This window comes from Pseudomonas sp. DWP2-2, assembly GCF_049897065.1.
GTDB classification, from domain to species: Bacteria; Pseudomonadota; Gammaproteobacteria; order Pseudomonadales; family Pseudomonadaceae; genus Aquipseudomonas; species Aquipseudomonas paracarnis.
The window spans coordinates 94,957-107,205 of the sequence record NZ_JAFCVN010000014.1; the positions used below are offsets into that span (position 1 = coordinate 94,957).

Annotated in this window: 10 protein-coding genes and 1 pseudogene; 6 read left to right on the forward strand and 5 right to left on the reverse strand. The window is 59.7% G+C overall.

The features are described from left to right. Position 1: 1 nt before the first annotated feature. The 4 genes from ACP7CZ_RS23745 (at position 2) to fabB (ending at position 4,826) form a co-directional block, all read left to right on the forward strand. The gene (locus ACP7CZ_RS23745) at positions 2-931 is read left to right on the forward strand and encodes an ABC transporter substrate-binding protein (protein WP_096142946.1); all 930 of its coding nucleotides are present in this window, start codon (positions 2-4) and stop codon (positions 929-931) included. Next, positions 928-2,829 carry an ATP-binding protein gene (locus ACP7CZ_RS23750; protein ID WP_294156159.1) on the forward strand — a complete coding sequence of 634 codons (1,902 nt, stop codon included), beginning with the start codon at positions 928-930 and terminating at the stop codon, positions 2,827-2,829. The genes ACP7CZ_RS23745 and ACP7CZ_RS23750 overlap by 4 nt, the downstream gene beginning before the upstream one ends. Before the next feature lie 249 nt (positions 2,830-3,078). After that, positions 3,079-3,594: a 3-hydroxyacyl-[acyl-carrier-protein] dehydratase FabA gene (gene fabA, locus ACP7CZ_RS23755; RefSeq protein WP_003190035.1), complete on the forward strand. Its 516-nt coding sequence runs from the start codon at positions 3,079-3,081 to the stop codon at positions 3,592-3,594. 11 nt (positions 3,595-3,605) lie between these two features. After that, the gene (gene fabB / locus ACP7CZ_RS23760) at positions 3,606-4,826 is read left to right on the forward strand and encodes a beta-ketoacyl-ACP synthase I (protein WP_003190033.1); all 1,221 of its coding nucleotides are present in this window, start codon (positions 3,606-3,608) and stop codon (positions 4,824-4,826) included. Between the two features lie 185 nt (positions 4,827-5,011). On the opposite strand, the gene ACP7CZ_RS23765 is transcribed toward fabB, so the two are convergent. The 3 genes and pseudogenes from ACP7CZ_RS23765 to ACP7CZ_RS23775 all read right to left on the reverse strand — a co-directional run bounded on the left by ACP7CZ_RS23765 (position 5,012) and on the right by ACP7CZ_RS23775 (position 7,756). After that, positions 5,012-5,875, reverse strand: coding sequence for a methyl-accepting chemotaxis protein (locus ACP7CZ_RS23765; RefSeq protein ID WP_405647825.1), 864 nt, complete (start codon positions 5,873-5,875; stop codon positions 5,012-5,014). Next, positions 5,867-6,637: pseudogene (locus ACP7CZ_RS23770) on the reverse strand (MCP four helix bundle domain-containing protein); the annotation flags it as partial. The pseudogene ACP7CZ_RS23770 and the gene ACP7CZ_RS23765, both read right to left, overlap by 9 nt. Before the next feature lie 96 nt (positions 6,638-6,733). Then, positions 6,734-7,756, reverse strand: a complete 1,023-nt coding sequence (locus tag ACP7CZ_RS23775; RefSeq protein ID WP_294363360.1) for an amidohydrolase family protein — start codon at positions 7,754-7,756, stop codon at positions 6,734-6,736. A gap of 139 nt (positions 7,757-7,895) precedes the next feature. Between ACP7CZ_RS23775 and ACP7CZ_RS23780 the strand changes: the two genes are divergently transcribed. Continuing rightward, positions 7,896-8,312: an OsmC family protein gene (locus tag ACP7CZ_RS23780; protein WP_034127200.1), complete on the forward strand. Its 417-nt coding sequence runs from the start codon at positions 7,896-7,898 to the stop codon at positions 8,310-8,312. A 62-nt stretch (positions 8,313-8,374) separates the two neighbouring features. Further along, complete coding sequence (locus ACP7CZ_RS23785) at positions 8,375-9,241, forward strand: pirin family protein (RefSeq protein ID WP_294156191.1); 867 nt, start codon at positions 8,375-8,377, stop codon at positions 9,239-9,241. A gap of 98 nt (positions 9,242-9,339) precedes the next feature. Here the strand turns inward: ACP7CZ_RS23785 and ACP7CZ_RS23790 are convergent, their stop codons facing one another. Together ACP7CZ_RS23790 and htpG are read right to left on the reverse strand one after the other, a co-directional pair. Beyond that, positions 9,340-10,068, reverse strand: coding sequence for a dienelactone hydrolase family protein (locus ACP7CZ_RS23790; RefSeq protein WP_054898384.1), 729 nt, complete (start codon positions 10,066-10,068; stop codon positions 9,340-9,342). Between the two features lie 200 nt (positions 10,069-10,268). Then, positions 10,269-12,173, reverse strand: a complete 1,905-nt coding sequence (gene htpG / locus ACP7CZ_RS23795) for a molecular chaperone HtpG (RefSeq protein WP_014717738.1) — start codon at positions 12,171-12,173, stop codon at positions 10,269-10,271. Between the last annotated feature and the right edge of the window lie 76 nt (positions 12,174-12,249).

Here is a 12,249-nt window from a genome sequence, read left to right on the forward strand (position 1 = left end):
CATGGCCGACCAGTCACGGATGACCCTCTTGTTGGTTTCACGGTTTTGGCGCCGCGGCCTGCTGCTCGCCTGCCTGTTGCTGACAGCGCCGGCGTGGAGTGCCGACATTCTGCTGACGGCCGCCGAAGACAGCGCCGGCGTGCGCGCTTTTACCCAGGCCCTTGCCCAACAACGCCCCGAAGACCAGGTCAGCTTCACGCCACTCAAGCAGTTGCCAGCGCCCAGTCACCTGCCTGCCAGCACACGCCTGATTCTCCTTGACCTGCCGGGTCTGGACTGGCGCCTGCAGGATGCTCAGGGGCCACCAACCCTTGTGCTGCGCATCAGCCGCCTGCAGGCCCGACAACGCCTGGGCAATTCCCACCCGGCAAAAATCAGTCTGCTATGGAGCGACCCGCCGCTGGAGCGTCAGCTGCGCCTGATCGCCAATATCCTGCCCCAGGCCCGGCGCGTCGGCGTGCTGTACGGCGTCGATAGCGAATTCCTGCTGCGCGAACTGATCCAGTTCGCCAAACCCATGGGCCTGGAAATCATGCCCCAGCCATGGGACAACACCAGCGACAGTCGCCCGCTGCAAACCCTGTTCAAAAACAGCGACGTGCTACTGGGCCTCGACGATCCGCAGCTGTACAACCCCAAGACCGTAAAAAACCTGTTGCTGAGCAGCTACGCCCAACAACTGCCGTTGGTGGGGCCCAACGCTGGGTTTGTGCGGGCCGGCAGCCTGGCCAGCACCTACAGCGATCAATCCGATTGGCTCGCGGTGCTGGACCAACTGCTGGACCAGCCGCCGGCCAGTTGGCCCAGCACGCTCTACCCGCAGCACTTCAAAGTCGTGGGCAACCCACAAGTCGCGCGCTCACTGGGCATCGAACAGGTCGATGAAATCGCCGTTGCCGCCCGCCTGGCCGAAGGAGAACAACGCCCATGACCTTGCGCCGTCGTTGGGATATCAACACCCGCACCCAGCTCATTACCCTGGGCCCCGCGCTACTGTTGACCCTGCTGCTTATCACCTTCTTCACCTTCGTGCGCATCCAGGACTTGCGCCAGGAGCTGGACCACACCGGTCAATTGATCGCCAACCAGCTGGCGCCTGCCACTGAGTACGGCGTGATTTCCGGCAACAACGATGTGCTTGAAACCCTGCTACGTGCGACCTTGGCCACACCTCATGTGCGCTTCCTGGAGATCCAGGACAGCGCCGAGAACATCTTGGTGTATGTGGAGCAGCCGTCCGAGCGGCATGACCGTTCGCTGTCGGTGAAGGTGTTCCAGGCACCGATCCGCCTGCAACACATCCAGCTCAACAATGACTTTTTCCAGGACAACCTCAGCGAACCCAAGGCACCCCGCGCGGACTACCTGGGGCGAGTGATTGTGGGTATGTCCAACGACGCTTTCAGCCAGCGCCAGCAGGAAATCCTGTTCAAGGCAGGGGTCCTGGCGCTGTTTGCCCTGCTGTTTACCTTCCTGCTGGCGCGACGCTTGTCGGCCAGCCTGTCACAGCCGATCAGCGCCATGGGGCACGCGGTCAAGGCCATCCAGCAAGGCGATTACAAGACGCCACTGCCCATCGTCGATGACTCGGAATTGGGCGACCTCTCGCGGCATATCAACAACCTGGCCGAGGGCCTTCAACAGGCCAGTCGCGAACAGCAACAAGCCATGGCGCAGTTGATCCAGACCCGTGAAGAAGCCGAGCGGGCGAACAACGCCAAGTCGGATTTTCTGGCGATGATGAGCCACGAACTGCGCACGCCCATGAACGGCGTGCTGGGCATGCTGCAACTGCTGGAAACCACGGAGATGACCGAGGAGCAGACCGAGTACGCGGCGCTGGCGTGCGAGTCCACCGAGCATTTGCTCAAGGTGATCAATGACATCCTCGATTTTTCACGCATTGAACGCGCCGCCCTGGAACTGGAACATATTCCGTTCAACCTGGCCGATCTGATCAACAGCTGCGCCCAGGCTTTCCAGCACAGCGCCCAGCAGCGCGGGCTGAGCCTGGAACTGCCCATTCCCATGGGCATGGAGGCTCTGCGTGTGCGCGGCGACCCGACGCGGATCCGCCAGATTCTGGTGAACCTGATCGGCAATGCATTGAAATTTACCGAACATGGCAGCGTGACCGTCGAGCCCCACTGGCAAACCCTGGACCATGAGTTGGTGTGGTTCACCTGCACCGTACGCGACAGCGGTATCGGTATTTCCGCCGAACGCCTGGATTTGATGTTCGATGCATTCCAGCAGGCAGACAGCTCCATTTCCAGGCGTTACGGTGGCACGGGCCTGGGCCTGCCGATTGCGCGCACCCTGGCCGAACGTATGGGTGGCACCTTGCGCGCCCAGAGCGAAGAAGGTCGAGGCTCAGTGTTCACCTTGGAGATTCCGCTGGCCATTGACCAGCAGCATGTGCCGGTCACCGCACCTGATGCGCTTGGCAAAGCCAACGCCGGCGATGGGCGCCACGTACTGTTGGTAGAGGACAACCCGGTCAACCGCACCGTGGTCGAAGCGATGCTGCGCAGCCTGGGCTTTGAAGTCAGCCTGGCCACGGACGGCGCCGAAGCGATCCGCAGCGCCGAGAGCCTGATTTTCACCGCTATCCTGATGGATTGTCGCCTGCCCTTGATCGACGGCTACGAAGCCACACGGCAGATTCGCCAACTGCCCGGTTGCGCCGATCTGCCGATCATCGCCCTGACGGCCAACGCCTTGCAGGGCGATCGCGAAGCCTGCCTGGCAGCCGGAATGAACGATTACCTGGCCAAGCCGTTCAAACGCACGGATTTGCAGCAAATCCTGCAGCGCTGGGTGCAATAGCGCCGCGCCATCAGCCAACTGCGACTGGCGTGAAAGACGAAAGTGCGGCAGTCTTAGGCACCCGAACGGGCTGATAAACAGGCCCGGTTTAAAATTTCAGTGAACAAGTGTACATTCAGTGCCTTGCCGCTGTGACTTTCACTACAACGCAATAGTCTATGTGTAGGCTGCCGCTATGAGGCATGAACGCTTCATTCGGTTCGGGAAGATTTGCCCTACCCTGCCGCATGGGATTATTGAGGAGCTCGCATGACCAAACAAAACGCCTTTACTCGGGAAGACCTGCTGCGCTGCAGTCGCGGTGAGCTGTTCGGCCCAGGTAACGCGCAACTGCCCGCCCCGAACATGCTGATGGTGGATCGCATCACCCATATCAGCGAAGAGGGTGGCAAGTACGGCAAAGGTGAATTGGTCGCCGAGCTGGATATCACCCCTGACCTGTGGTTCTTCGCTTGCCACTTCGAAGGCGACCCTGTGATGCCAGGTTGCCTGGGCCTTGACGCCATGTGGCAACTGGTTGGCTTCTACCTGGGCTGGCAAGGCCTGCCGGGCCGCGGTCGCGCCCTGGGTTCGGGCGAAGTGAAGTTCTTTGGCCAGGTACTGCCGAGCGCCAAGAAAGTCACCTACAACATTCAAATCAAGCGCGTCCTCAAGGGCAAGCTGAACCTGGCCATCGCCGACGGTTCGGTGACTGTCGACGGTCGCGAGATCTATACTGCCGAAGGCCTTCGGGTCGGCGTATTTACTTCCACTGACAACTTTTAAGGGTTATCCGCATGCGCCGCGTCGTTATCACTGGTCTGGGCATCGTTTCTTGCCTGGGCAATGACAAAGAGACCGTCACCGCTAACCTGCGTGCAAGTCGCCCTGGCATCCGCTTCAACCCGGAATATGCCGAAATGGGTCTGCGTAGCCAGGTTTCCGGCTCCATTGACCTGCCCCTCGAAGAACTGATCGATCGCAAGATCTATCGTTTCGTCGGCCACGCTGCCGCCTACGCCTACCTGGCCATGAAAGACGCGATCGCCGACTCCGGCCTGAGCGAAGACCAGGTTTCGAACGTACGCACCGGCCTGATCGCCGGCTCCGGCGGCGCATCGACCCTCAACCAAATGGAAGCGCTGGACATCCTGCGCGAAAAAGGCGTGAAGCGCGTCGGCCCTTATCGTGTCACGCGGACCATGGGCAGCACCGTTTCCGCCTGCCTGGCTACGCCATTCCAGATCAAGGGCGTGAACTACTCGATCTCCTCCGCATGCGCCACCAGCGCCCACTGCATCGGGACTGCCGTTGAGCAGATCCAACTGGGCAAGCAGGACATCGTATTTGCCGGCGGCGGTGAAGAAGAGCATTGGAGCCAGTCGTTCCTGTTCGACGCCATGGGCGCATTGTCCACCCAGTACAACGAAACCCCAGAAAAAGCCTCCCGCGCTTACGACGCCAAGCGTGACGGTTTCGTCATCGCCGGCGGTGGTGGCATGGTGGTGGTCGAGGAGCTGGAACACGCCCTGGCCCGTGGCGCGAAGATCTACGCGGAAATCGTTGGCTACGGCGCGACGTCCGACGGCTACGATATGGTTGCGCCAAGCGGTGAAGGCGCCATCCGCTGCATGCAGATGGCAATGTCCACCGTCGATACCCCAATCGACTACCTGAACACCCACGGCACTTCGACCCCGGTCGGCGATGCCAAGGAAATGGAAGGCGTGCGCGCGGTATTTGGCGACAAGGCTCCGAAGATCAGCTCCACCAAGAGCCTGTCGGGTCACTCCTTGGGCGCCGCTGGCGTTCACGAAGCGATCTATTGCCTGCTGATGATGGAAGGCAACTTCATGGCCGGCTCGGCCAACATCGACGAGATTGATCCGGTTGTGGCCGATATGCCAATCCTGACCAAGACCGTTGAAAACGCCAAGATCGACACCGTGATGAGCAACAGCTTTGGTTTTGGTGGCACCAATGCCACCTTGGTACTCAAGCGCTGGCAGGGCAAGTAAGCTCGCAGGTTGATCACACGAAAAAGCCCCGACTGGTTCGGGGCTTTTTTTTGCGTTTGATTTGAAACCGCGTCGCCTTCATCGCAGGCAAGCCAGCTCCCACATTCGACCGCGTTCATCCTGGAGGAATACGGTCCAGTGTGGGAGCTGGCTTGCCTGCGGCTGGGCCAACTCGGTTCCCCGCCCTACACCGAAAACCGCGCCACCATCGAATTCAGATCCACCGCCAACCGCGACAACTCCTGACTCGCTGCACTGGTCTGGTTGGCCCCGGTCGATGTCTGGTGCGCGAGGTCGCGGATATTCATCAGGTTACGATCCACCTCCCGAGCCACCGCCGCCTGCTGCTCCGACGCGCTGGCAATCACGAGGTTGCGTTCGTTGATCAAGGTGAATGCCGAGGCAATCTCTTCCAGGGCCATGCCCGCCGATTTGGCGAGATCCAATGTAGAGCGCGCCCGTGTATTGCTCTGCTGCATCGAGCTGACAGCCTGGTCGGTGCCCTGCTGAATCCCGCTGATCATCTGCTCGATTTCCTGGGTTGACTGTTGCGTGCGATGGGCCAAGGCCCGCACTTCATCGGCTACCACCGCAAACCCGCGCCCGGCATCCCCCGCTCGCGCCGCTTCAATCGCCGCGTTCAGTGCCAGCAAGTTGGTTTGCTCGGCAATCGAGCGAATCACATCCAGCACTGTGCTGATGCCATAGACCTTTTGCGCCAGCGCTTCGACCTGGGTCACATTGGCGGTCACATCGGTCGCGAGGGCTTCAATCGACACCACCGTCTGCTGCACCTGCTCACGCCCTTGCTGGGCAATCCGGTCGGATTCGCGAGATGCCTGGGACGTGGCCACGGCATTGCTCGCCACCTCCTCCACCGCCACCGTCATCTGATTGACTGCCGTGGCCGCCTGTTCGATTTCTTGGTTCTGCTGGTGTAAACCACGGGTCGCATCCTCGGTGACGCAACTGAGCTCTTCGGAAGCCGACGCCAATTGGTTCGACGATTCTGATATGCGCCGGATAGTGTCGCGCAAGCTCTCCTGCATGCGTTTGAGCGCCTGTTGCAAGCGCGCCGGCTCGTCGCTGCCACTGAGCCTGATGTCGCCCGTCAAGTCGCCACTGGCAACGCCCTGGGCCACTTTCAACGACTGTGCCAGCGGCAGCACGATGCTGCGTGTCAGCCACACCGCCAGGCCAATCGTGACCAACGCCGTGACGCCAATCATGGTCATCACCCAGACCCGCGACTGGCTGAACACCTGCTGTGCCAGCCGGGCGGCCTCGTTGGCGCTGGACTTGTTCAGATTGACCAAGTCACGCAGCGTCACGGCCATCTGGTCAGCCATCTGATTCATTTCGCCATTGACCACCGCAATGGCCTCCTCCAGCCGATTGGCCTTGGATAAGCCCACCACCTGCTCCTGGCGTTGCAGGTACTGCTGCTCCTCGACCTTGAAGCGATCAAACAGCACGCGCTCCTCAGGCAAGACGATCAATGCCTCGTACACGCCTTCAGCGTGGTGCAAACCGGTTTTTATTTCGGCAATTTTCTGCTCGTTCTGCGCCACCGCCTGGGGGTCGCGGTTGACCAGCAAGCGCAACGTCAGCGCCCGAATGCGCAACACATCCTGGTTCATCTCCCCCACCGCCATCACGCTGGGCAGCCAGTTGGTCTCCACCTGGTCCGACTGCTGGCGCATATTGGCCATCTGCAACAGGGCAAAGCCGCCCAAGACGAACACCATCAACGCCAGCACACCAAAGCCCAGGCCGGCGCGAGGGGCGATATTCAAACTGCGGATATTCATGCCAGGGTTCCTTCCAAAAGTACTGCATCCACCTGCAGCGGGTCTCTTGGACGTTATCGGCACCTCAGGTCATTGGCGTAAGATCAAAACGCGATATCAAGGCGCGTCGCCATCGCCATGCGGCTTGGGCAGGATGGCGAGGAAGTTGTCGCGCGCAACCTTGTGGGCAACGTCTTCGGGCAACGCATCGAGGAAAGGATCGAAACGGCGCATCTCCTTGCCCAACTTATTGAAGCGCCCCACAGCATCGGAGCCGAGCATGAAGCGATCCGGGAAGCGCTCCACCAGCGCAACCCATTGCGGCCGTGGCTTGCCGGCGTCATCCAGCAGATAGGGCGTGAGCATGCTCCAGGACAGGTCGATATACAGGTTGGGGTACGCCTCAAGCAGGCGCGTCAGGGTAGGCAACAAAAAGTCCATCTGCACCTGATGACGGTGAATTTCCTTGCTGGTACCGGCATGAGCCCAGATAAAACGCGTGTGCGGGTGATTGCGTAACGGCTGCTCGACTTCCGCCAGGTACAGCGGGTTGCGCTCACGTTTGGAGGTGATGTTGGAGTGCAGCATCACCGGCAGGTCGTTTTCGGCCGCCAGGTGGTAAATGCGCGTCATGGCTTCGTTATTGGCGCGCGGGGTGTCACCGGAGGTCAGGGCGGTAAGGTCATCGTGCCGGGTGAACACTTCACCGATGCCCTGCCACAGCCCTGGGTTGAGGTCGAGCATACGCTGGATGTGGGCGGCGGAGTTTTTGTCGTTGGGATTGAAACCGGCGAGGAAGGGATGAAAGTGCTGGCGTTGCTCGGGGGAAAGTTTATTGACCGCCGCCGCGACGATCACATCCGTGGCGCTGTACCAATAGGCATCGGCGTCGTCACCGGCGTAATAGCGCGGGCGCTTGGGCTCGTCTTCGTGCCATTTCTTGGCCACGGGAATCCCGGAAATCATGACGTGCTCAATGCGGTTGTCCGCCATGGCCTTGAGCAGCTTGTCCATGCCGGCGGTTTCCTGGAAAAAATCCACGTAGTGCAGGTGCGCGTCGCTGTAGGCATAGTCACGGGCCTGCACGACAAGGCTGCTGGCGGCGAGCAACAAGGCAAGACTCAGGCGGGCTCCAGACACGGTAAAACCTCAATAAGGGTTGATACGGGTAGACCTTGCGCCAGCCTTCAGGGTTCAGCATGGAAAAAACCGGAACACTGGGGTGCCGGCATGCTCTATAACTGCATGACCTTCATCCTGCGCCCTTATGAGGTTTGCCATGCCTGTTACCGTTAATACGCTGAACGCTGAAAACTTCCGTCACAGCGTGAATATCAATAATCACGAGCTGTTTACCGACCTGCCCAAGAGCCTGGGCGGTGACGATTCGGCGCCCTCCCCCCACGATTATTTCGATGCTGCGCTGGCGTCGTGCAAAGCTTTGACCGTGAGGCTCTACGCGCAGAAAAAAGATATCCCGCTGACCGGCGTGACCGTGGAGGTCACTCACGACAGCGACGAAGAGCAAAAGGGTAAATACAAACTCAACGTCAAGCTGACCCTCAAGGGCGTACTCACCGACGCCCAGCGCGATGAACTGCATCGCGTGGCCGATAAGTGCCCGGTACATAAGCTGATGACCACCGCCGAAGTCACTATCGAGACGAAATTGTCGGAAGGCGCCTTCAGCCAATAGCCCCAACTTCCCATCGAGCGGGTTATGCTCAAAGCATCCAACCCGCTCAGACTGGGATGCCCATGACCACCCTCACCGTGATTCGCCCTCGCCCCGAAGATGTAGAAGGCCAGCCTATCCTGCGGCCCCTGCCCTCGCGTGAATGCCGCAGCGTCGGTCCCTTTGTATTTTTCGACCATATGCTGCCGACCCGCTACGCACCGGGTAACGGCATGAATATCCGCCAGCATCCCCACATCGGCCTGTCCACCCTCACCTACCTGTTTGAAGGCACCTTGCAGCACAAGGACAGCCTTGGCTCGGACCAGGTGGTGCAAGCCGGCGATGTCAGCTGGATGACCGCCGGCAGCGCGATTGCCCACGTCGAGCGCACACCAGAAGCGGTCAAGGCCAGGGGTTTCAACCTGCATGGCCTGCAGGTGTGGCTGGCCTCGCCCAAGGACCACGAGACCGGGCCCGGACACTACAGCCATCACCCAGCCGCAAGTTTGCCGATAAGCGATAACCTCGGCGTGCAGGTGCGTTTGATCGCCGGTGATGGTTTTTGCCTCAGATCACCGGTGCCGGTGCTGTCGCCGACGCTGTATGCCGAAGTACAGATGCAAACCGCCACCACCCTGTTGATTCCTGATGAACATGAGGAACGCGCGGTGTATGTGCTGGAGGGTGAGGTGCAATTGGACGGTGAAACCCTGGAGGTCAACAGCTTGGTGGTATTGCCGACTGGGCAGGAGATGACTCTGTATGCCGAGAGTGATTGCCACCTGATGGTATTTGGCGGGGCACCGCTGGATGGGCCACGGCGGATCAACTGGAATTTTGTGGCGAGCGACCCGGCTGTGATCGAGCAGGCGAGACAGCGTTGGGCGGCTGGGGATTGGCCCGCTGTGCCGGGGGAGTCAGAAAGAATCGAGTTGCCTGTTAGATAGCATTCGCGAGCAAGCCCGCTCCCACATTTCGATCTGTGAACGCACTCAAATGTGGGAGCGGGCTTGCTCGCGAAGAGGCCCGAACAAGCGCCGAAGCATCAGCCCTTGAACACTTCATCCAACAAGTTATGCATCGACTGGAAAGCCCGTGCGGCGGTCTTGGCGTCGTACATCATCTTGCCCGGCACATTGGCATGGGGGTCGGTGAAGGAATGCACCGCGCCGCCGTAGCTGAGCAACTGCCAATCCACACCCGCCGCGTTCATTTCATCTTCGAACGCTGGCAGTTGCTCTTTGGGCACCAACGGGTCCGAGGCGCCATGCAGCACCAGCACTGAACCCTTGATGTTCTTCGCGTCTGCGGGGTTCGGTGTATCCAGAGTGCCATGGAACGACACGGCAGCCTTCAGCGGCGCGCCGGTACGGGCCAGTTCCAGGGAGCAGCAACCGCCAAAGCAGAAGCCGAAGGTGGCCAGTTTGGACGTGTCCACCGCGGCTTCAACCTGGCCTTGCAGTTGCTCGAAGGCGGCTTGCATGCGCTTGTTCAGCAACGGGCGATCATTCTTCAACGGCATCATCGCCGCGCCCGCTTCATCGCCATTTGAAGGACGTACGTTTTGCCCGTAGAGGTCGGCAATCAGCACCACGTAGCCTTTGCCGGCAACGGCCTTCGCAATCTCTTCGGCCCCCGCACTCACGCCCATCCAGTTCGGCGCCATCAGCAGTCCCGGCAACGGGCCCTTGTGGCTGGCATCGAATGCCAGACGGCTTTCATAAGACTGGCCATCAATCTGATAGACCACGGAACGTACAGTGACTTGGCTCATCATTTTCTCCAATTCAGATGGATTGACGATGCTCCCTGTAGGAGCGAGGGGGACGCCTAGTTCTTGCTCGCGAAAAACGTGAGATCACCGCGCTCATTCAGCATTTGCGCGTTATCGTTGACGTTCTTCGCGAGCAAGCGCGCTCCTACAGTAGAGCCAGAACGAAAAAACCCGCCGAAGCGGGTTTTTCTACAACGGTGTTAAACCGACAATTCAACCAACAGCTTGTTCAGTCGGCGCACATACGCGGCCGGGTCCTTCAAGCTGTCGCCGGCTGCCAGGGCGGCCTGGTCGAAGAGGATGTGCGACAGGTCGCCAAACCGCTCTTCGCTCTGCTCGCCATCGAGTTTCTCGATCAGCGGGTGAGACGGGTTGAATTCGAAGATGGGCTTGGAATCCGGCACTTTCTGGCCGCTGGCTTCGAGGATCTGGCGCATCTGCATACCCAGGTCCTGCTCGCCGATAGCCAGGATCGCCGGGGAATCGGTCAGGCGGTGGGAAACCCGCACTTCACTCACCGCTTCACCCAGGGAAGCCTTGATGCGCTCAACCAGGCCCTCTTTGGACTTGGCGACTTCTTCGGCTTCTTTCTTCTCTTCTTCGGAGTCCAGGTTACCCAGGTCCAGGTCACCACGGGCCACGTCGACGAAGGTTTTGCCGTCGAACTCGGTGAGGTAGCTCATCAGCCACTCATCGATACGGTCGGTCAGCAGCAGCACTTCGATGCCTTTCTTGCGGAAGACTTCCAGGTGCGGGCTGTTCTTGACCTGGGCGTAGGTTTCGCCGGTCAGGTAGTAGATCTTGTCCTGACCTTCCTTGGCACGTGCCAGGTAGTCAGCCAGGGACACAACCTGCTCGCCGTCTTCGCCTTGAGTCGAGGCAAAACGCAGCAAACCGGCGATTTTTTCCTTGTTGGCAAAATCTTCCGCCGGGCCTTCTTTCATGACCTGGCCGAAGTTTTTCCAGAAGCTCTTGTATTGCTCAGGCTCGTTCTTCGCCAGCTTTTCCAGCATGTCGAGTACGCGCTTGGTGAGCGCCGACTTCATGGAGTCGATGATCGGGTCTTTCTGCAGGATTTCCCGCGACACGTTCAGCGACAGGTCGTTGGAGTCGACCACACCTTTGATAAAGCGCAGGTACAGCGGCAGGAAGGATTCCGCCTGGTCCATTACGAACACGCGCTGCACGTACAGCTTCAGGCCTTTTGGCGCCTCGCGCTGGTACAGGTCGAACGGAGCACGGGCCGGTACGTAGAGCAGCGAGCTGTATTCGAGCTTGCCTTCAACCTTGTTGTGGCTCCAGCTCAGCGGGTTCTCGTAGTCGTGCCCAATGTGCTTGTAGAACTCCTGGTATTCCTCGTCCTTGATCTCGGTACGCGGACGGGTCCACAGGGCGCTGGCGCGGTTGACAGTTTCCCACTCCACCGCAGGGGCTTCTTCGCCTTCGGCAACGGTCTGTTCCTTGGGCAACTCGATCGGCAACGCGATGTGGTCGGAGTACTTCTTGATGATGTTGCGCAGACGCCAGCCATCGGCGAATTCGTCTTCACCGGCTTTCAGGTGCAGCACGATGCGCGTACCACGGTCAGCCTTGTCGATAGTGGCGATTTCAAATTCGCCCTCGCCCTTGGAAGCCCAGTGCACGCCTTCGCTGGCGTCAAGGCCGGCGCGGCGGCTGAATACTTCAACCTTGTCGGCGACGATGAAGGCCGAATAGAAGCCCACGCCGAATTGGCCGATCAGGTGAGAGTCTTTCTTCTGGTCGCCCGACAGGTTCTTCATGAAATCTGCGGTGCCGGACTTGGCGATGGTCCCCAGGTGGGTGATCGCATCGTCACGGCTCATGCCGATACCGTTGTCTTCGAGGGTGACGGTCTTGGCGTCTTTGTCGTAGCTCACACGGATCTTGAGTTCCGCGCCGCCTTCCAGCAACTCAGGCTTGGACAGGGCTTCGAAACGTAATTTATCGACAGCGTCAGAGGCGTTCGAGATCAATTCGCGAAGGAAAATTTCCTTGTTGGAATACAGCGAATGGATCATGAGGTGCAGCAGTTGCTTCACCTCGGTCTGGAAGCCCAGGGTTTCCTTTTGAGTTTCCACACTCATGGTCATCAAACTCCAATTGGATGGCAGTGGCCGCGCCCTTGAGGGTTGGCGGCGGGTTGTCATCAAAGTTGGGGAC

What these genes read in the sequence shown, in the direction of transcription:
- ACP7CZ_RS23745 (WP_096142946.1), top strand. Translation starts at nt 2, where the DNA reads ATGGCCGACCAGTCACGGATGACCCTCTTGTTGGTTTCACGGTTTTGG.
- ACP7CZ_RS23750 (WP_294156159.1), top strand. Translation starts at nt 928, where the DNA reads ATGACCTTGCGCCGTCGTTGGGATATCAACACCCGCACCCAGCTCATT.
- fabA (WP_003190035.1), top strand. Translation starts at nt 3,079, where the DNA reads ATGACCAAACAAAACGCCTTTACTCGGGAAGACCTGCTGCGCTGCAGT.
- fabB (WP_003190033.1), top strand. Translation starts at nt 3,606, where the DNA reads ATGCGCCGCGTCGTTATCACTGGTCTGGGCATCGTTTCTTGCCTGGGC.
- ACP7CZ_RS23765 (WP_405647825.1), bottom strand. Translation starts at nt 5,875, where the DNA reads ATGCAGGAGAGCTTGCGCGACACTATCCGGCGCATATCAGAATCGTCG.
- ACP7CZ_RS23780 (WP_034127200.1), top strand. Translation starts at nt 7,896, where the DNA reads ATGCCTGTTACCGTTAATACGCTGAACGCTGAAAACTTCCGTCACAGC.
- ACP7CZ_RS23785 (WP_294156191.1), top strand. Translation starts at nt 8,375, where the DNA reads ATGACCACCCTCACCGTGATTCGCCCTCGCCCCGAAGATGTAGAAGGC.
- ACP7CZ_RS23790 (WP_054898384.1), bottom strand. Translation starts at nt 10,068, where the DNA reads ATGAGCCAAGTCACTGTACGTTCCGTGGTCTATCAGATTGATGGCCAG.
- htpG (WP_014717738.1), bottom strand. Translation starts at nt 12,173, where the DNA reads ATGAGTGTGGAAACTCAAAAGGAAACCCTGGGCTTCCAGACCGAGGTG.